The organism is Candidatus Omnitrophota bacterium (assembly GCA_028716565.1).
Classification (GTDB): domain Bacteria; phylum Omnitrophota; class Gorgyraeia; order Pluralincolimonadales; family Pluralincolimonadaceae; genus Pluralincolimonas.
Genome location: JAQUPL010000001.1, coordinates 593,946 through 612,873, shown reverse-complemented (window position 1 = coordinate 612,873; position 18,928 = coordinate 593,946). Strand labels below are relative to the sequence as shown.

The window sequence follows — 18,928 nt, the reverse complement described above, 5'->3', positions numbered from 1 at the left end:
ACAGGAGGTAGCAAAATGAAGAAGGCGGTGTTTGTCGCGGTGTTTTTGTGCGGTTTAGCGCTGGTCTGCGCAGCCGGCGTGGCGCGCGCCGCATCAGCGGATTTTTTCACGGACGTCATCGATGAAACCAGCGGCCAGTATATGTATGCCTATGGCGGCGGGACGACTTTCGAGATCGAGAAGACGGGCTCTCACTCGGGCGAAGGGTGCCTGAAGGCGGATTTCGATTGCACGCAATGGTCGGGCGCGGTCGTAGGGCGGAATCCCCTGATCCCCCCGGTTGACCTGACAAAGTTCAATAAACCCGCGGTCGAGTTCTGGGTCAAGGGCGCCGCAGGCGGAGAGAATTTCGAGGTATTATTGATCGACGCCGATGATAACGACGGCAACAAGACCGAAGTTGGCGTGATGGCCACACCGGCTTACGTCAAGACCACAAAGGAGTGGCAGAAGGTGGCCATACCTTTTAACGTGTATCCCAAGAAAGGGCAGTATTGGGATAACACCTCGGCCAAGATGGTCACGGATGTCAATTTCAATCCTGCGGAACTCAAAGAAATAAAATTCGCCGTGGGGCCCAAATATAACATAGGCAAGGATTCCGTGATAATATACATCGACGACCTTAAGATAGTCGATATGCCGTAATAATTTTGGTGACAGTATACTTAATTATTCCAGCTTAGGGCCCGGCTTTCTTTTCCGCAGGGCCCTTCCTGTTTTATCCTCAAGTTCGATCAAGAACGCTTCACTTCCCATCGGCCGGCATGTCCTCGCATGCTTTCTCAGGAGTTGTTTATTATTCTCATCATCTTCAGTCAAAAATGAGCCCCAGTCTGTAATTTCAGAATCCAGGAAGCTGCCAGAGAGAAGGGCATCGCCGGCCTTAAATACGTGCGCTCTCGCGCTCGACCATAAGTAATCTTCAGCTTTTTCGACGATCCCCGCCCTCACGGGATTCCGCTCGACATAACGCATCGTAGCATAAAGGTATCTGCCTTCAAGAGGGTAGGAGTTGAACCTGCTTTGCCAGAGATGGCCTTTCCATTCATTCCGCGTATTTATGGCCAGGGCGTATTTCCTGTGCGTCTCACCAAAACACAGCGCAAGGCTTTCCTCATTCTTCGGGATTGCGACCAGATGGACGTGATTGTCCATTAGACAATAAGCCCAGAACTCGACACCGGTTTTTGCCGCGCATTTTTTCAAAAGGCGCAAATAGAATCTCCTGTCAGCGTTACTGAAGAATACCCTTTGGCTTCTGCTGCCGCGCTGGACAATGTGATGCGGATAACCGGGCGCCACGACTCTCGCTATTCTTCCCATGCTATATAGACGTAAAAAAAGCGAATATTCTTTCAAATATTTTTGGAGAGAGAGGGGGGGAGAGAGAATTAAGTATACTGTCACCAACCCCCCGAAATTTATTCCACAAATAAATTTTCTTGACCTTGTATTTTGCAAATGATAAACTACGATAACAACCTTACCTCGGGTTGAAATTCATAATGGGGTTTATTTTTTCACTAATTAATGCCCTCGGGGGCAAAATGAGACTTTTCCTAAGAATTTTCCTTACATTAACCTTATTTATTGTTATATTCGGTGCAGTGTACGCCGAAGATACAACCCCTCCCATGTGTATCGGTCTCTATATAAATGGCGGCGCTTCCTACGCTAAGAGCACTCCGGCGACCATCTGGTTCTTCGCCTATGATCCGCAATCCAAAGTAACTGAGATGTCATTCTCGAACGATAACATCACCTGGTCGGCTCCCGAGCCCTATAGGTGGTCAAAAAATATCGTGCTGCCTTCCGGAGACGGCACTAAGACCATCTATGCCAAGGCAAAAGATGCCGCCGGAAACTGGTTATATCCGGCCCACGCTTCAATAATATTGAATACTCAGCCCCCGGATGATCCCAATCCCCCGGATGATCCCCAGCCCCCGGACGGTGGCGAATCAAAAATAACTTTCTCGTCTCCCTATAACGGCCAGATTTTAGAAGAAAAATCTATTTTGATAGGAGGAAGGCTCGACCCTTACGGCCATATCTCTAATATTACCGTAAACGGGCAACCTTGTAAGCTTGATGTTGGAAATAATATTTTTACCGGACCAACACTCCTAGCCCCGGGTGAGGCGCGCCGCAGGAATGTTGAAGCCGATTCCCCGGATTACATCATTATGAAGGTCGATCCGGAAACGCACGCCGGCAGAAACATCCTTACCGCGCAGGTGACCGATGACGCGGGGCATATTACAAAAGAGAAGATTACGTTTTATTATTATCAGCTGTCTGTAAAATCAAGATTTGAGTACCGCAATCCGACTTTCCCCGATATGTACATACAGGATGAGGATCAAGAATGGTGGAACGTGGATCTTTTTAAAGACCCGCCGTTTTCGGGCTGGGAGAATCCGCAAATGAATATCAGATGGCGTTCACCTCTAGGAAACGCCTGGAGATATTACTTTTCCGAAACAAATTATTTTCGTTATATGGATGTCCGAGAATACATATATCTCAATAAGGAGGATTCCGAAGGAAACAAGGTTAGGATAAAGTATTGCTTGACCTTAAAAACGGACTTAAGCTTTCATACTTTTCCGCAGACTGATCCCAGAAAGAAAACACCGATGGTGCTTATATTCAAGGATTGCACAATGCTCGAAAATATCTACGATATGCCGGCGCATCCTCTGCCTGTTATCGGGGCCAAATACAAGATAGAGTCCGTAGATTTAAATTGGTTGGCGACGCGGACATCGTATAATTATTTCGGCGGTAGCGACCGCGATTTTCAGGATTACTATATTATCCTGGAAGATTACATTCCCGATACGGACAAGGTATTAAAAGTAGAGGGCACTTTTATCGAGGACGACAATTCCGGTTTAAATTTCTGTCAAAAATTCTTTTGCTTTGAGTTGATGGACACCTTGACCGGCGACATCCTCGTTGACTCCAATAACGACGGTTTCCTGGGCGGCGATGACAATGCCGTCGAGCAGGCCGCGCCGGGGTGCGTGTTGTGGGTGAATGATGATGATGATTATGATGAGTCATCCATACATCCGGATGATGCCGGCGCGGTAGACAGCAACGGGAACGATGGTTATGACGGGAATATAAACGGGATAAGAGACCTTGAGGATTTTATGCCGATAAATATCAGTATTCCCACTATAAAAGAATGGGCAGATCCTGACAAGAACGTCAAGTTCTTCTTGAAGGCGGGAGGGTCAGGAAAGATTAAGATATTTGAGAGGGTAAAGGATACGGATGAATATGAAGACTTTACATATCTAAAGGACCTCAATAGTTCCATCGTCCAATTCACCAGACCAATCATATTAAATCTGGCTTCAGGCGACAAGAAAGAACTCGAGTCAAAATATTTCGATGATGATGGCAACTTCCGTGCCATCTTCGAAGGCATCGAGCAGGGCACGCTTAAATTATCCCTGATAGTCGAACTAGGTAAAGATAAAACAGAAGTGATATTGGATGAAACATATGTAACCTTAAAAAACATAAGGGATATGTATAGATTTATAGATGTTAGAAATGGTCCTTCTGACGGGAGCGATGGCAAGCTTAGATATAGGACAATTAATGCTGAAAAAAAGAATATGTTTATGAAAGATCCGGGCAAAATATTTATGTTCATCCATGGCGCCTGGACTTCAAAAAGCGACGCCATAACATGGAGTAATACTGTATATAAACGTTTATATAGAACTGGTTATAGGGGAGGTTTTGTAGGCTTTGCGTGGGATTCTGATGAAATCGGCGCCCCCATTTCGTTGATAAATCCTAAATTAACTTTTGATAACGAATGGGTGAATTCATTCCAAACAGGACAGGTTCTGGCCGATGTTATAGAAAATACCAAAAATGAGTTTAAAAATGTTAGAATAAACTTAATGGCGCATTCGTTGGGCGGAAATCTTACTTCATATGCTTTGAAAGTATTGTCGGATCAGGATAAGAAACAAATTGTCAATAATGTATTTCTGATACAAGTAGCAGTTCCGGGAAATGCGTATGCCGGCAGGCCCGAGATAGACTATTATAAGGATATGTATGTATCATCAGCGGGGAATAATGTAACCGGGAATGTTTATAATTTGTATCATGAAAACGATAGAACTTTAAGCTGGTTTAACGATGATTTGGCAGGAGAGGCATGGACTATTCCGCTTGGCATCCAGGGGTTGCCGGTCCCGCTTAGTGATAATTACGAGCTTCTGTCTTCAAACCAAATGTACAACTACTATCAAATATCTTATTACAGGTATGAAAGAAGTGAATCGGAGGCACTAGGAAGACAGAATTTGAACTCGATGTTGTCGAATTTTATAAGTCATTATCGCAAATCAGATACGCTTCGTCCTTTCGGTATACGTAACCATTTGAGTTTTGGTATAGAGTATTATTATGATGTCATGAATTATTATACAGATATTTTGGATCCTAAAGAAATCGAAAGCTACAAAAGCAGGAGGTATTAATGTTTAGAACCATACTAATTATCGCATTGATTGGGATTTGCAACATTTGTAATGCTGGACAACATTTGAGTGAGATCGAAATAGCCGGAAAAATATGCGATCAGGATGGGAATCTGATCACGGACGAAGTTATTCTTACGGTAGAACTTGAGAGCTGGACATATCCAGATGTTTGGAAACCCGGCGCAAAATCTTTAGAAGAACAGATAATAACCGACACCACGAACTTGGAAAAGAAAATTTATGGCGGAACGTTTTCCTGGAAACTTCCGGATGCTAATACTTGCGATATTAAAGCGTCAATGAATGGCTATCACGGGGATTGGATCATTTTACACGAGGATAATAATGATAAGATGATAGTAAAAGATATGATTATCCATTTAGTAAAAAAAGGAACTCCTTCCAAGCTTGAATATGTTCATGAAGCGCATATTCCGGATAAAGAAGACAAGGGATCGAATGGCAAGGACTGCGGCTGGTCTTTCAAAAGATTATGGTATTTCCCTGTGTCTGAAGAAGAAACCGTATGGATGACTAGATCCTACGACGGTGAAGGCAGGGCAGTCTATACCATGAAAGAGCCGGGAGGGTTTGTATGCTTCCCTGGATATCCACTACGGGAGAGCGAGCCGGATAAAAAAGAAGCTAAATTTGATTGGATGCCAGAGGCTCCTGAAGAGGGGTATGTCCAATCCGTCTGTCCTAAAGCAACAGGTTATTATTACTATTGTAGAACTCCAGATGGGAAATATGGGAAGATTGAACTTATCTGGGGTTTTAGCTACTACCTCCAACCCGACGGCTCGCGCAATCTTGAAGCGGGGGAAGTGGTTAGGACAGGCCCTGTCAGACCGGAATATAGGAAACGGCTAGAGAAAGAACAGAGAGGTTATTGAGTTAAAGGGCCTATGAAATATTCTTGAAAGTTTTTCCCTCCGTTTTACGTCTATTATACTAGAAAGGAGACACAGATAAATGCGTCCTGTTAAACTAAGTGTGATGTTGGTATTGTGTATGACTGTGGCGTTGGTAAGTGGTTGTGCAAAGGAAAAGGTAAAGCAAGTTTCGTCCAAATCGGCTCCCGTTGTTAAGGAAGAGGTCCCGGCCTCAAAAGAGGGAACCGTGTTTGCGCAAGAAGAGAAGAAACCGATCGCAACTGAAACAATTTCCCTCCAGAACAAAACCCCCGATCCTAACGAACCCTCCATCCTCGAGCTCCAGCGCGCCGCCATTAAATACGCCGAGGTAAGCCCTGATAAAATAGTTAATTTGCGCCGCTTGGCGGCGCTAAAAGCTCTCATGCCCGAAATATCGGTTGGCTATGATACAGATATATACCGAACTATATCTACCGCTACCTCAAACGGCAGAACAAACTTTTTCATCGGCCCCGATGACGAGGCCCGCGGGTGGGATGTATCAGCCTCTTGGGACCTGGGAGATCTCGTATATAATACCGCCCAAACCTCGATAGATTCCCGCTCAAAGCTTATGGTCGAGCTGAGAAATGATATCATGGAGGCCCTCAATACGGCCTATTTCGAAAGAAAGAAGCTCCAGAAGCAACTTATCAGGATAACCGACAAAGAAAGCCCATCTTACACGGAAAGAGAGCTCAGGATAGAAGAACTCACCGCCACGATCGACGGCCTCACCGGGGGATACCTCAGCCGCAAGCTCGAGAAAGAATAATTAAATTTTGGTGACAGCTACCTAATTCACTCCATCTGAAAAAGGGGGAATTAGAGAAGCAGTCACCAAAATTTAACTTGACAAATGATACCATTGTGGTATCATTATGCCCATGAGCATAAGACTGATAAACAGGAATACGGATTACGCCGTGAGGGCGCTGTGCTATATAGCGAAGAAAGAAGAGGGGCTGACGTCGGTGCCGGAGCTTGTAAAGAGCCTCAGGATTCCGCGGCCGTTCCTCAGGAAGATACTGCAGGCCCTGAACGCTAAAGGGCTCCTTATTTCCCAGAAAGGCGCCGGCGGCGGGTTCAAACTGGCGCGTGAACCGAAGAAGATATCCTTACTGGAAGTCGTCAAAGTGTTCCAGGGTCCCATCAAATTAAGCGAATGCGTGCTTCAAAAGGAAGCTTGCCCCAATAAAAAATCTTGTTTTTTGAGGAGGCGGTTAGGTACAATAGAGCAGTTCATAAACATCCAACTGAAACCGATAACAATCGAGGGGATGATCCATGGAAACAAAGATGTTCTGTAGGCAATGCGAGCAGACCGCGCAGGGTACCGGCTGCACTATGCAGGGCGTTTGCGGGAAAGACCCGGTCACAGCGACACTCCAGGACCTTCTTATATACGCGATGAAGGGCATCGCGGTCTACGGAAATATGGCGCGCGAGCTCGGCATAAAAGATAAAGAAGCAGACCTTTTCCTGAAAGAAGGGCTTTTTACCACGATAACGAACGTTGATTTCGACCCGGAACGGCTCAAGCAATTCCTGACGCGCGCGTATGAGGTCAAGGAAAAGATGAAAGGGCTCTTCCTCCGGGAATATAAGAAGAAATACGACAAGGATTTCGCGACACGCCTCCCGGACGCGACAGACTGGAAACCCGCGAACAGCATAGAAGGCCTGGTAGACCAGGGCAGGCAGGTAGGTGTCCTTTCATGGCCCGCGATGGATGAGGATTCGCGCAGCCTGCAGGAATTCCTGCTTTTAGGCCTTAAAGGCATGGCGGCCTACGCCGACCATGCCGCGGTCCTCGGCCTTGAAGACGAGGAGGTAGACGCGTATTTCCACAAGGCGCTCTCGAAACTCGCCGAAGACAACCTCTCGGCCGAAGAGACCCTCGCGATGAATATGGAGTTCGGGAAGGTGAATTTCAAATGCCTCGAGCTCCTCGATAAAGCGAACACGGAACATTTCGGCAACCCTTCCCCGACGAGGGTGAAATTGGGCCTGAAGAAGGGCCCGGCGATAATCGTCTCGGGCCACGACCTCCTCGACCTCGAAATGCTGTTGGACCAGACCGAGGGGAAGGGAATAAATGTCTACACGCACGGCGAGATGCTGCCGGCGCACGGATATCTTGCTTTCCATAAATACAAACACTTCGCCGGGCATTTCGGCACCGCGTGGCAGAACCAGCAGAAGGAATTCGACGGCGTGCCTGCCGCGTTCCTGTTCACGACAAACTGCATCCAGAAGCCGCGCGACTCCTATAAGGCGCAGGTATTCACGACCGGGCTGGTCGCGTGGCCGGGCGTCACCCATATCCCCGGGTTCGACGATAAAGACTTTTCGCCGGTCATCAGGAAGGCGCTCGAGCTCGACTGGCTCAAAGCGGATAAGATCGGGAAGGAGATAGTCGTCGGCTTCGGGCACAACGCGGTCCTGGGCGTCGCCGACAGGATAGTCGGATCCGTAAAAGAGAGAAGGATACGCCATTTCTTCCTCATAGGCGGATGCGACGGCGCGAAGCCGGGCAGGAATTATTACACCGAGTTCGCCGAAAAGGTCCCGAAAGATTGCGTGATACTTACGCTCGCCTGCGGGAAATTCCGCTTCAACACGCTCGAATTCGGAGATATCGGCGGCATCCCGCGCCTGCTCGACCTGGGCCAGTGCAACGACTCATATTCGGCGATAAAGATAGCGCTGGCGCTTGCCGGCGCGTTCGGCTGCGGCGTGAACGACCTGCCGTTATCCATCATTCTTTCCTGGTATGAGCAGAAGGCGGTCTGCATTTTTATCACGCTCCTTTCGCTGGGCGTGAAGAACATAAGACTTGGCCCGTCGCTTCCGGCATTCGTGTCGCCGAACGTGCTCAAAGTCCTCGTCAATAATTTCGGCGTGAAGCCCATCACCACGCCCGGCGAAGACCTGAAGGCGATCCTGGGATAATTATGGTGTATAATGTAGGCACTAAAAGAAGGAGGGAAAGGCGATGAAGATAATGGGTTTCATAGTTTTTATTCCCGCATCTATGCTGCTTGCGGCGAGTTTCTTCGTATTGTTCGCGGTCGAGAAGGCAAAGGAGAACGGCCTTAAGACCTTCGGAAAATTGGTTGCCGCCATTTTGATCATCGTGTCCGCGTTGATATTTGCCAAAGGCGTTTATACCATCGCGACAGGCAAATGCCCGATGATGCAGGATATGCGGGGGATGTGCCCGATGATGGGTAAAGGAATGGGCGGTATGGGCATGGAAAAAGGCGTGTCCGGCGGAATGCAAGGCGGCAGTATGCCCAGAGGGAAATAGTTTAGTATACTGTCACCATAATTACAGACGCCCTGCTCCAAAAGAGCGGGGTGTTCTGCGTGTAAACCTTTTGGGCGGAGGCGCGTCTAATTATAGTAATAAACATAAATAAATATATTGACATCTCCGTATGTATGATATATCATACAAATCATACAATTCATACAATAACACATTACGGAGGTTAGGATGAAAACCGAATTCAGGGGCGGCCACGGCGGCGGGTTCCATAGTGTAGTGACTGTAGGCGGGAGAGGGCAAGTCGTGGTCCCCGCGGACATCAGGAAGACGTTCAAGATAAAGTCCGGCGATAAGCTTGTCGTCTTCGCCAAGCCGGACGGCATGATCGGGTTTATACGGGCCGAAGAGTTTAACCGTTTCCTTAATGAGGCGACAAAAGTACTTTCCAAACTAAAGGGCAAATTCTGACGCTGTGAATAAGAATATTTTCATATGTGGCTTTTGTTTTATCCTGCTCCTGCTGAGCGTACCGGCTACGGCGGAAGAAGCGGCGGCGCCTGACTCCGTAACTCCCATGACGTGGGACGATTGCGTCAAGGAAGCCGCAAAGAATAATCCCGGCCTCGTCTCGGCCCAGCAGTCCATAAAGAGTTCCCAGGCCGATAAGAAAATATCCGCGAGCGGCCTATTCCCGCAGATAAGCACGGACTTTAACGCCACCAAGTCGAAAAGCTCAGGCGGCAGTTCATCAGGCGGATTATCAGGCGGCTCCACCGGCGCGGTAAATAATTATAATTACGGCGTCACCGGCAACCAGCTCCTATTCGACGGTTTCCAGACGATAAATAAGGTGAACGCGGCCGGGGAAAATATCAAAGCCGCCCAGCAAAGCTATAATTTTACGTCCTCGCAGGTCAGGCAGCGCCTCCGGGCGGCTTTTGTCAACCTGCTCAGGGCGCAGGAATCGGTAAAGATAAGCCAGGAGATATACGAGCGCCGCCGCCAGAATTACGAGCTGGTTACCCTGCGCTATGAGAGCGGCAGGGAAAATAAAGGTTCTCTCCTTACCGAGGGGGCGAACGTCAGGCAGGCCCAGTATGACATCTCCGTGGCGAAAAGGAATGTTGACCTCGCGCGGCGCCAGCTGACAAAAGAGATGGGCCTCCTGCAGCTTGTGCCTGTGGAAGCGGAAGGCGATTTTATCGTTAAAGATCCCGCGCGCGAGAAACCGGATTTCATCTCGCTCGCCGCGAACCACCCCTCGCTCCAGCAGCTTATAGCGCAGAAGAACGCCGCGATTTATAATGTGAAGACGGCAAAAGGCGAATTTCTTCCGACGATAACAGCGCAGGGCAGCGCCAATAAAAGTGATACGCGGTGGCCGCCCGGAGGCAACCAATGGAGCATAGGCGCGGCGGTATCATTCCCGATATTCGAGGGCGGAAAGCGCTTCGCGGATGTCTCGAAGGCCAACGCCCTGCTGGCAAAAGCGGAAGCGGACGAAAGGAACTCGAGAGACGGTATAATACAGAGCCTCACCGACGCGTGGACGAGCCTGCAGAACGCCCTGGAAAATGTCGAGGTCCAAGGCCAATTTTTAACCGCGAGCGAAGAGCGCGCCAAGATAACCGAGGCTCAATATTCCATAGGATTTGTGTCGTTCAACGACTGGATAATAATCGAGAACAATCTTGTTTCGGCTAAGCAATCATATCTAAACGCCCAAGCCCAGGCCCTGACAAACGAAGCCAACTGGATACAGGCGAAAGGAGAAACTCTTGAAAACATCGAATAAAAAATGGAAGGTGTTCCTGGTCATAATTATCGTTATCGGTATCGCGGCGTTCTTCTTCGTGAGGTCGAAGATCGGCTCAACTGTTAAGGAGACGACCAGCGAGATAACGGCCGCAACAGGCCCGATCCAGAGTTTTATATCTACCACAGGCACGGTCCTCCCGCAGAACCGCCTTGGGCTTAAGCCGCCGGTGGCCGTCCGCGTCGAAAAGATATTGGTGCGAGAAGGCGATATGGTAAAAACCGGCCAGACGCTGGCGTGGATGAGCTCGACCGAGAGGGCGGCGGTATTGGACGCGGCGAGAGGCAAAGGGGAAGCCGAACTGAAATATTGGGAAGACGCTTATAAAGCCATACCGTTATTGGCGCCTATCGACGGCGAGATCATCGTCGCGACGGTCCAGCCCGGGCAGACACTGACAACCGCCGACGCCGTGCTGGTCCTGTCGGACCGCCTGATAGTCAGGGCGCAGGTCGACGAGACCGATATCGGCAAGATAAAGCTCGGCCAGCCCGCGACCGTGAGCCTCGACGCGTTCCCCGAATCGAAAGTCAATACTACGGTGGGGCATATATACTACGAGTCCCAGACGGTAAATAATGTCACGATATATAATGTAGACCTGGTCCCGGAGAGCGTCCCTGCCTTCTTCCGTTCGGGAATGAACGCGAACATAGATTTCCTGGAACAGAAGAAAGAAGACGCCCTGCTGCTGCCGAACGAGGCGGTGCATAAGGATAAAGAGGGAAGTTATGTCCTGTTGAGCCGGGGACCGGAGAAGGAGCCGGTCAGGCAGGCCGTCACGACCGGGATCTCCGACGACCTCAACACCGAGATACTATCGGGTATAACCGCGGGCGAAAAGATAGTCGTTAAGGCGCAGAAATACGCCCTTCCCACCGCCGACACCGCGACAAACCCGTTCATGCCGTCAAGGAACAAGAGTTCCAACAAAAAATGATAGAAATAAAAAATTTAAAAAAGTCGTATTCCATGGGCGCGTCCGAGGTGCACGCGCTCAATAATGTATCCCTGAAGATAGAGGCGGGGGAATTTGTCGCCATCATGGGAGCGTCGGGCTCGGGCAAGTCGACGCTGATGCACCTGTTGGGCCTTTTGGACAGGCCCGATTCCGGCTCATATCTACTAAGCGGCAAAGACGTCACGAAACTCTCCGACGACGAACTCGCCGCTACGCGAAACCGGCTTGTAGGTTTTGTATTCCAGCAGTTCTTCCTTTTGCCCAGGATGACCGCGCTCGAGAACGCCGAACTGCCGCTTATCTACGCGGGCAAGCGCCACCTGAAAGAACTCGCGCGCGAGAGGCTGGAGGAAGTCGGCCTCGGCGAACGTATGACGCACGAGCCGAATGAACTCTCAGGCGGCCAGCAGCAACGCGTCGCGATAGCGCGTTCGCTGGTAAATGACCCGCTGATAATCCTGGCCGACGAACCGACCGGAAACCTCGACTCAAAAAGCAAGGAAGAGATACTAGCGGTATTGAAACAATTGAACGAAAAAGGCAAAACTCTCATTATCGTAACGCACGAGAACGAGATCGCGGTTCACGCGAAACGCATCATAAAAATGCGTGACGGCGAGATAATCTCGGACGAGCCCAATTGCGAAGACAAGAAAAAATGCGCGCCCTCGCCGGAGGCGGAAAAAATAAAAGAGGCGTTCGATAAAGAGCAGAAATTCTCGAGCCAGGCCGAGCTCCTCGATTACATCCGCCAGGCGGCCAGCGCGATGTGGTCGCACAAGATGCGCACGTTTTTGTCTGTGCTCGGAATACTGATAGGTGTCGCGGCGGTCATCGCGATGCTCGCGCTGGGACAAGGCGCGCAGGAGACTATATCCAAACAATTGTCGTCCCTGGGCTCGAACCTCCTGGTCGTCATGCCCGGCTCGGCGCGGGTACACGGCGTTTCTATGGGCTCAGGCACGGTGACCAGGTTCACTTTTCAGGACGTGGCCGCTATATCAAAAATGAGCGAGGAGATAAGCCGGATATATCCCAACGTCCAGGGAAGGGGCCAGCTCGTCTACGGGAACAAGAACTGGAGCACGACGGTAGAAGGCGACGGCCCGGGTTACGCCGAGATGCGAAACTCGGTCCCGGTTGTCGGCAGGTTCTTCACCGAAGAGGAAGTGAAATTGCGGGACAAGGTCGCGGTTATCGGCTTTACGGTCGCGCGCGAACTTTTCGGCGACTCGAATCCCGTCGGAAAGACGATAAAAATAAACCTTATAAATTTCAAGGTGGTCGGCGTCCTCCCGACGAAAGGCGCCAGCGGCTGGCACGACCAGGACGACATCGTGATCATCCCGGTCACGACCGCGATGTACCGCGTCTTCGGCAAGGATTATATCGACGCGATATTTGTCGAGGTAAAATCGCCGGACCTGATAGAGGAGACGCAGGACGCGATAACCAGGCTCATCATAAAACAGCACCGCCTCAGCAAGGATAACGAGGACACATTCCAGATAAGGAACATGGCGGAGATCAAGCAGATGCTTGAGACGACGACCAGGACGATGGCGTTATTATTGGGCTCGATCGCGGCGATATCTTTGCTCGTCGGCGGCATCGGCATCATGAATATAATGCTCGTCTCGGTGACCGAGCGCACGCGCGAGATAGGTTTGCGCAAGGCGATAGGCGCGCGCAATACCGACATCATGATCCAGTTTTTGATCGAGGCCGCGCTGATAGCGTTTATCGGCGGCGTCTGCGGCATCGCGCTCGGCGCGGGCATATCGAGTTTAATAGCGATGATAGCCGGGTGGGCGGTGAAACTTTCCGCGTTCTCGATAATTTTAGCGACGGGTTTCTCTTTGCTCGTCGGCATCGTGTTCGGCAGCTGGCCCGCGCACCAGGCCGCCCAGCTGAATCCCATCGAAGCTTTAAGATATGAATAATTTTTTTAATAATACTTTCCGCACGCTGAAGTTAAGGAATTTCCGCCTGTTCTTCATGGGCCAGAGCATTTCGCTCATCGGCACATGGATGCAGTCTGTCGCTATGAGCTGGCTTGTTTACCGGATGACCGGTTCTACCTTGCTCCTCGGTATCGTGGCGTTCTGCTCGCAGATCCCCACATTTATTTTAAGCCCGTTCGCCGGCGTCTTCGCGGACAGGTATAACCGCCACCGCATCGTCATAACCACGCAGGCGCTTTCGATGATACAGGCGTTCATCCTCGCTTATCTGACGCTCACCGGTAAGATACAAGTCTGGGAGATAATCGCCCTGGCCCTGTTCCTGGGCTGTGTGAACGCCGTCGATATCCCGACGCGCCAGTCATTCCTCATAGATATGGTCGAGAAGAAAGAGATGCTCGGCAACGCCATTGCCCTTAACTCTGCCATATTTAATGGCGCGCGGCTCATCGGCCCGACGGCCGCGGGCATCCTCGTCGCGCTGGCAGGGGAAGGGATATGTTTCCTTATTAACGGGATAACTTTCCTTGCCGTCATCGCGAGCCTGCTGATGATGAAACTTACGCCGAAAGAAGAGAAGGGGAAGGAGATGCACGTCCTGCGCGAACTCAAAGAAGGCGTTGAATACGCGTTCGGCTCGAAGTCGATCAGGATGATATTATTCCTGCTGAGCATAATAAGCATGCTCGGCATGTCGTATGTCGTGCTGATGCCGGTCTTCGCCGCGGATATCCACCACGGCGGGTCGCTTACGCTCGGCGTATTGATGGCCGCCATCGGCGTCGGCGCGCTTATCGCGACGCTTTACCTCGCGTCGCGCAAGACACCGCCGACACTTGAAAGGGGAATACCTATTGCCGCCGCGATATTCGCGGCCGGCGTGATTTTATTCGCCCTCTCGCGCGTTTTATGGGTTTCTATAATTTTACTTGTCGTGACCGGCTTCGGATTCCTCGCGACGACCGCCTCGAGCAATACGCTTATCCAGACCAACGTCGACGATGACAAGCGCGGCCGCGTCATGAGCTTCTATGTCATGGCTTTCATGGGCATGGCGCCCATCGGAAGCCTTCTTGCCGGGGCCCTCGCCAGTAAAATGGGCGCTCCGGACGCCCTGATGCTCGGCGGCGCGCTTTGCCTCTTCGCCACCTTCGTTTTTTACCGCTTGACTAACCCCCACAGATAACGTAAAATATTGACTTGTCTGCCTTTATAAAGATATTTCTACTTGCGTCGTTTTATCCTGTGATCCGACAAGCAAATCAAATGAACAAACACATAAAAACAGTATTGATGATAGGGATCCTGTGCCTCTTTTCTCCGGAGACGTATGCCGTACGGTTCCATGAGGTGGAGGTAAAGGTCCACGGCGCCGTCTATGAGACCTATGACGACAACATAACCTATGTCAAAGACAACAAGATAGGCGACTTTTACACTAAGCCGTCGGTAGGCGCCTCGCTCATTTACGAAGGCAAGACGTCAACGGCATCGGTATCCGGGAACTACTATCACGAGTTCTATGCCGATAATTCCGGTTTCGACAACAACTCCGGAGACGTGACTGCGGCGTTCGCATCCGAGCTCTCCAAATATGACAGGATAACGTTAAGCGACACATGGACAAGGACATACGAGCCGCGCAGTTTCGAGGACCAGTTCGGCTTCGTCGGGGGCCGGTACAGCTCAGACAGGAACCGCGTCAACTTCGGCTACGCGCGCGACGTATCCCAGCATTTCGGCCTTTCTACGCGTTACTCGAACGAATACAACGCTTATTCGCGCAATGACATCGCGAAATCATTCCTTAACACCGCCGGCATAGAAGGCGCCTACATATTAAGTTCCGATTTCACTATTTTCACCGCGTACGATTTCAGCCGCCGCGATTTCGACAATGGGCCGCACGCGACGACAAACACATGGACGGGGGGATTCCGCAAATTCCTCACGAAACAGGTCTATGTGGACGCGTCCACCGGAGTGGATTTTATCAGGGCGTACAGCGGCAACGAGTTCGCGAAGCCCTTTGGCACAATAGCCCTCACGGACGATATCAACGATCGCACTAACGCCAGCCTTATGTTCTCAAAGCGCTACAATACTATATCCTATCAGGAGGACATTTTCGACCAATTGCAGGTTTCGGGGCAGATAAACCATGAGATCACCCGGAAATTGACCGGCACGGTCTCTGCGTTCTACGGCCGCGGCGAATACGTCAACACAGGGCAGATTGACGACCTTGTCGGCGCCAGCGCGGGATTGGCATACGAAATTAACGATAAATGGAAAGCCAGGGCATTGTATTCATTCTCAAACCAGGACTCTACTTCCTATTTCAGCGAATACCGGAAAAACACCGTCACGTTCGGCCTGGCGACTGAGTTTTAATGCTTAAAGAAAACATAACGGTATTCAGGAAGTTGAGCCTGTTGGCGGACCTGTGCATAATCACGGCGTGTTTTTTCGCCGGATACGCGCTCAGGGACAGGATAAATGATATTTATCCGTTGCATTATTACCTGTGGCTCCTGCCGCTGTTCCTTGTGGTATGGGGCGGGATGCTTTCGTATTTCGGGATGTACAGGACTTTCAGGACGAAGACGATCCCGGATATCCTGCTCGATATAATGCAGACTGCGCTCATCGGCTTCGGCGTCACGAGCAGCGTCATCTACATGCTCAAGATAGAATACGTAAGCCGCGCGCTGATCCTGATAGCGTTCCTTGCCACATGGGTATTTTTGAGCGCCGAAAAGCTTGCGCTCGTGCTGATATTCAGGTTCATCCGCCGCCTCGGGTATAATTTCAGGCATATACTCGTAGTCGGGACGGGCAGGCGCGCGCAAAATTTCCTTAACCTCGCGAAAACGCACGCGGAATGGGGCCTCAAGATAATCGGCCTCGTCGACGAAGATGAGACGAAAACGGGCGAGACGATCGATGGATTTAAGGTAATAGGGACTTTTAAGGATGTGCCGGACATAATCCACGGCAACCCGATAGACGAGATCATTTTTGTCGTCCCGCGCGCGACGATAATCAAGATAGAGCCGCTCATGCAGCTCTGCGAGCTGGAAGGCATTACAGTCAGCGTAGCCACGGATTATTTTGAATTAAAACTGGCGAAAGCGCGGCAGTCGGATATCCACGGCTTCCCGATGCAGACATTCGAGAGCGTGCCCAAAGATGTCTGGGGGATGTTTTTAAAACGGCTTTTTGATATTACGGCCTCCGGCGCGTCGCTCCTGCTTCTTTCGCCGGTATTCGCCGCTGTCGCGATCGCCGTAAAGGCGACATCGCCCGGCCCGGTATTATTCAAACAGGAGCGCGTCAGCGTCAACGGCAGGAAGTTCAAGCTTTTGAAGTTCCGCACGATGGCCGCGGACGCGGAATCGAAGCTTGAAGAGCTGCGCGACAAAAATGAAATGACCGGCCCGGTCTTTAAAATAAAGAACGACCCGCGGATCACGAAAATAGGCAAATTTTTGAGAAAATACAGCTTAGACGAGCTTCCGCAATTCTGGAATGTGCTCACCGGCGATATGAGCATCGTCGGGCCTCGTCCGCCGCTTCCGTCCGAGGTCAATGAATACGACCCGTGGCAGAGACGCCGGCTGAGCATGAGGCCCGGTCTTACCTGCATCTGGCAGGTGAGCGGCCGCAGCCGCATAACGGATTTCAACGAGTGGGCAAAACTCGACCTGGAATACATAGACAACTGGTCTATTTGGCTCGACATGGCGATATTCATTAAAACGATACCCGTAGTACTTTTAGCGAAAGGAGCGAAGTGATGAAAGGACTCACAATAGTGATATCACTGGCGGCGGTATGCGTATTCCTGCCGCGCGCGGACGCGGATGAGGCCGCAAAAAAGTTTAACTTTGCGCAGCCGAAGGCCGCCGCGCCGGGCGTAAAACCCCAGGCCCCGGAAAGTAGCATGCAGGAGACTGCTCCGCTAACGGCTGCGCCTGCCCCGTTAGGGGCCCCGGCGCCGAAATCATCGGACTATAGGGTGGGCAACGAGGACATCCTCGACATAGCGGTGTTACAGCCCGAGCAGCTGGCGCTGACAGTCACCGTATCTCCGGACGGCTCGATAACCTTCCCGTATATCGGCAAGGTAGACGTGAAAGGCAAGACGCCTTCCGAAGTGCAGGATGAAATACAGGCGCGCCTCGCCGACGGTTACCTGAAATACCCGGTCGTCTCGGTCGCGGTCAAGGAATCGCGCAGCAAGAAGTTTTACGTCTACGGCGAGGTCCTGAAGCCGGGCACGTATTTCCTGGAGGATAACATGACCGTGCTCAAGGCGATCTCGAGCGCCGGCGGTTTCACAAAATACGGTTCGTCAAGCCGCGTGAAAGTGTTGCGCCCGAAGGCCGGATCCGCAGGATATGAAACGATAAAAGCGAACATGAAACTCATAATGAACGGCCTGTCAAAAGACATCGTGCTTGAACCGGGCGATATCGTACAGGTCGAAGAAGGCGTTTTTTAACCTCCTTGTTGTTCTCTGTCATAATACCCGCATATAATTGCGGAGAGGTATTGGGCAAGGCGCTTGAGGCTTTGGAGCGGCAGGCCATCCCGGCCGGAGACATCGAGGTGATAGTAGTCGACGACGCTTCCACTGACGGCACGCGCGCGCTGGTTGGGGCGTTCGTAAAAAAAGGCCTCGTAAAATATTTCAGGAATGACGAACGTTTAGGCTCAGGCGTGGCGCGAAACAGGGGGCTTGATGCCGCTATGGGCACTTATATAATGTTCCTCGACGGAGACAACGTCCCGGAAAAGGATTGCCTTGCCCGGCACCTGGATTTCCATAAGAGGTTCCCGGGCCCGCAGGTCGCGGTATTAGGGAACCCGAAATACCCGTCCGATGTCAAGACTACACCCCTGATGAGGCTCGACGATGTCGGCCTCGCGTTCAGGCACCTGGAGCACGGCAATTATTGCGGATGGGCGGATTTCTCGTCGATGAATATCTCGCTCAAGAAGGCGTTCCTCTCGGAAAGGTTCGACGAGAAGATATTCGCGAGGACGATAGGGTTCGAGGATACGGATTTCGGCTTCCGCCTCTATAAAAAGGGGTTGAAGATCGTATATAACGAAAAAGCGGTCTCGCGCCATTACCATTTCAGGACGCCGCAGCAGTTTTTGGAAAAGGTGCGCAGGTACGGAGAGGCGTTCCGGCTCTGGCTCGGGTCGGGGGACAAAGACCTGCTGAAGGAGACGGCGTTCATCGCGAGGTTCCTTCCGGAACGCGGGCCGAAGCTGTCGGTGAGATACGCGAGATATGCCGCGCAAAAGATATTCATTAATGATATGACTATAAATGCACTTTTATCCCTGGCAAAAAAACTGGAACGAAACAGCAAAGCTGTCAGTTCATTCATATACAGGCGCCTGTTTAATTATTATTTCCACAAAGGATTTTACGGAAGCAATCAAACTTAAAAGGAGG

At 50.9% G+C, this 18,928-nt stretch carries 17 protein-coding genes; 16 read left to right on the top strand and 1 reads right to left on the bottom strand.

Annotated features, from left to right (window positions below):
- Positions 1-15: 15 nt before the first annotated feature.
- Positions 16-648: a carbohydrate binding domain-containing protein gene (locus tag PHO67_03130; GenBank protein ID MDD5546142.1), complete on the top strand. Its 633-nt coding sequence runs from the start codon at positions 16-18 to the stop codon at positions 646-648.
- Positions 649-672: 24 nt separating this feature from the next.
- On the opposite strand, the gene PHO67_03125 is transcribed toward PHO67_03130, so the two are convergent.
- Positions 673-1,326 carry a transposase gene (locus PHO67_03125; protein MDD5546141.1) on the bottom strand — a complete coding sequence of 218 codons (654 nt, stop codon included), beginning with the start codon at positions 1,324-1,326 and terminating at the stop codon, positions 673-675.
- 224 nt (positions 1,327-1,550) lie between these two features.
- Here PHO67_03125 and PHO67_03120 point away from each other — a divergent pair, with 224 nt between their 5' ends.
- From PHO67_03120 to PHO67_03050, 15 genes are all read left to right on the top strand, one after another.
- Complete coding sequence (locus tag PHO67_03120; protein ID MDD5546140.1) at positions 1,551-4,520, top strand: DUF726 domain-containing protein; 2,970 nt, start codon at positions 1,551-1,553, stop codon at positions 4,518-4,520.
- On the top strand, positions 4,520-5,419 hold the full coding sequence (locus PHO67_03115; protein ID MDD5546139.1) for a hypothetical protein: 900 nt from the start codon (positions 4,520-4,522) through the stop codon (positions 5,417-5,419). Before PHO67_03120 ends, PHO67_03115 begins: the two co-directional genes overlap by 1 nt.
- A gap of 79 nt (positions 5,420-5,498) precedes the next feature.
- The gene (locus PHO67_03110; protein MDD5546138.1) at positions 5,499-6,215 is read left to right on the top strand and encodes a hypothetical protein; all 717 of its coding nucleotides are present in this window, start codon (positions 5,499-5,501) and stop codon (positions 6,213-6,215) included.
- Between the two features lie 112 nt (positions 6,216-6,327).
- Complete coding sequence (locus tag PHO67_03105) at positions 6,328-6,750, top strand: Rrf2 family transcriptional regulator (GenBank protein ID MDD5546137.1); 423 nt, start codon at positions 6,328-6,330, stop codon at positions 6,748-6,750.
- The gene (hcp, locus tag PHO67_03100; GenBank protein MDD5546136.1) at positions 6,740-8,395 is read left to right on the top strand and encodes a hydroxylamine reductase; all 1,656 of its coding nucleotides are present in this window, start codon (positions 6,740-6,742) and stop codon (positions 8,393-8,395) included. Before PHO67_03105 ends, hcp begins: the two co-directional genes overlap by 11 nt.
- A 43-nt stretch (positions 8,396-8,438) precedes the next feature.
- Entirely contained in the window at positions 8,439-8,753 is a 315-nt protein-coding gene (locus PHO67_03095) for a hypothetical protein (protein MDD5546135.1), read from the top strand.
- 189 nt (positions 8,754-8,942) lie between these two features.
- The gene (locus tag PHO67_03090; protein MDD5546134.1) at positions 8,943-9,182 is read left to right on the top strand and encodes an AbrB/MazE/SpoVT family DNA-binding domain-containing protein; all 240 of its coding nucleotides are present in this window, start codon (positions 8,943-8,945) and stop codon (positions 9,180-9,182) included.
- A 4-nt stretch (positions 9,183-9,186) separates the two neighbouring features.
- Entirely contained in the window at positions 9,187-10,509 is a 1,323-nt protein-coding gene (locus PHO67_03085; GenBank protein MDD5546133.1) for a TolC family protein, read from the top strand.
- Positions 10,493-11,470, top strand: coding sequence for an efflux RND transporter periplasmic adaptor subunit (locus tag PHO67_03080; protein MDD5546132.1), 978 nt, complete (start codon positions 10,493-10,495; stop codon positions 11,468-11,470). Before PHO67_03085 ends, PHO67_03080 begins: the two co-directional genes overlap by 17 nt.
- Positions 11,467-13,434: an ABC transporter permease gene (locus PHO67_03075; GenBank protein MDD5546131.1), complete on the top strand. Its 1,968-nt coding sequence runs from the start codon at positions 11,467-11,469 to the stop codon at positions 13,432-13,434. The genes PHO67_03080 and PHO67_03075 overlap by 4 nt, the downstream gene beginning before the upstream one ends.
- The gene (locus tag PHO67_03070; protein MDD5546130.1) at positions 13,427-14,641 is read left to right on the top strand and encodes an MFS transporter; all 1,215 of its coding nucleotides are present in this window, start codon (positions 13,427-13,429) and stop codon (positions 14,639-14,641) included. The genes PHO67_03075 and PHO67_03070 overlap by 8 nt, the downstream gene beginning before the upstream one ends.
- A gap of 80 nt (positions 14,642-14,721) precedes the next feature.
- The gene (locus tag PHO67_03065; protein ID MDD5546129.1) at positions 14,722-15,849 is read left to right on the top strand and encodes an outer membrane beta-barrel protein; all 1,128 of its coding nucleotides are present in this window, start codon (positions 14,722-14,724) and stop codon (positions 15,847-15,849) included.
- Positions 15,849-17,255, top strand: a complete 1,407-nt coding sequence (locus PHO67_03060; GenBank protein ID MDD5546128.1) for a sugar transferase — start codon at positions 15,849-15,851, stop codon at positions 17,253-17,255. Before PHO67_03065 ends, PHO67_03060 begins: the two co-directional genes overlap by 1 nt.
- Positions 17,255-17,962: a polysaccharide export protein gene (locus tag PHO67_03055; GenBank protein MDD5546127.1), complete on the top strand. Its 708-nt coding sequence runs from the start codon at positions 17,255-17,257 to the stop codon at positions 17,960-17,962. Before PHO67_03060 ends, PHO67_03055 begins: the two co-directional genes overlap by 1 nt.
- An 8-nt stretch (positions 17,963-17,970) precedes the next feature.
- A complete protein-coding gene (locus PHO67_03050) occupies positions 17,971-18,921 on the top strand; it encodes a glycosyltransferase family 2 protein (protein ID MDD5546126.1) in 951 nt (316 codons plus the stop codon).
- The last annotated feature ends 7 nt before the right edge of the window (positions 18,922-18,928 follow it).